A 1,173-nucleotide genomic window follows, 5' to 3' on the forward strand; every position below is an offset into this window, starting at 1 on the left:
CTAACCGTCATCCACCACCCCGCGCAGTTGCCGCCTGGGTACATGCTTCACGGCTGGCGTGTCGTGAAGCTGCTGGGGGCGGGCACCTACGGCGCCGTATACCGCGTGGAGATGAACGGACAGCACTTCGCGATGAAGATCGCGATGCACCGCCCGAGCAGTGGGGATGATGAGCAGGCGGACGCACGGCTACAGCGCGAGTTGGGATGCCTCGTCCACCTGCACCATGGAAACATCGTCGGCGTCCTCGGGCATGGACGCTGGCCGGACTTCCGCACCGGCTGGCTCTACGTCGTCCTCGACCTGGTGGAGGGCTACACCCTGGCGCAGTGGGTGGAGCGGATGCACCCGACGGCGCAGGAGGTGGTTCGGCTCTTCATGAAATTGGCCGGCGCCCTGGACTACATGCACGGGCGCGGTGTCTTCCATCGGGACCTGAAGCTCGTCAACATCATGGTGCGCGCCAAGGACGGCGAGCCCGTCATCCTGGACTTCAGCGCAGGCGACTACATGCACGCCCAGGACTTGACGGACGCTCCGCTACCGCCCGGCACCCGCCGCTACCGCACGCCCGAGGCAGCACGCTTCCTGAAGGAGCACGGGGACAAGCAGGACGCGCGCTATGCGTTCAAGGTGACGGACGATGTGTATGCGCTGGGCATCTGCCTCTACGACGTGCTGACGGCGCCAGCGCCGGCAAGCGACAGCCCGAGGACGCATGTCGAGGGATATTGGTCTCCGACGCCCGCCCGGGTGTTGAACCCCCGGGTGCCGGCGACGTTGAGTGACGTCGCCATGCGCCTCATCGAGCGGCGGCCCGAGGATCGCCCGCCCACGGCCGAAGTGATGCGCCGCGAACTCGCGTCGCTCGCGACAGCGGAAGGACCCGAGTGGACGGTGCCCCTTCACGACCCGTCGCTCACGCCTTCCAGGGCCCCGGCCTCTAACAACAACCTGGAGACGCCCACCGCGCGGCGCGTTCGCCGCGCCAGGTGGATGGACGCGCTGCTCGCCGTGGCGCTCGTCGCCTTGCTGGCGGGTGCCTTCGTCGGGTTGCTCCCCGCGTCCTCCCCGGCTTCGAAGCCCGTCCAGGGGCCCGCGGTGCCTGCTGCGGGGTTGGATGCCGGAGGAGTCTCCGTCATTCCTCTTCCGCCCGTCGCGCAAGGTGATGCG

At 68.4% G+C, this 1,173-nt stretch carries 1 protein-coding gene; it reads left to right on the top strand.

Annotation, left to right across the window (positions count from 1 at the left end; genetic code table 11):
- Positions 1-1,173: serine/threonine protein kinase (locus D7V88_RS41635; RefSeq protein WP_341870763.1), on the top strand; the 1,173-nt coding region annotated here is incomplete at both ends.

This window comes from Corallococcus terminator, assembly GCF_003611635.1.
In the GTDB taxonomy this organism is placed as follows: domain Bacteria; phylum Myxococcota; class Myxococcia; order Myxococcales; family Myxococcaceae; genus Corallococcus; species Corallococcus terminator.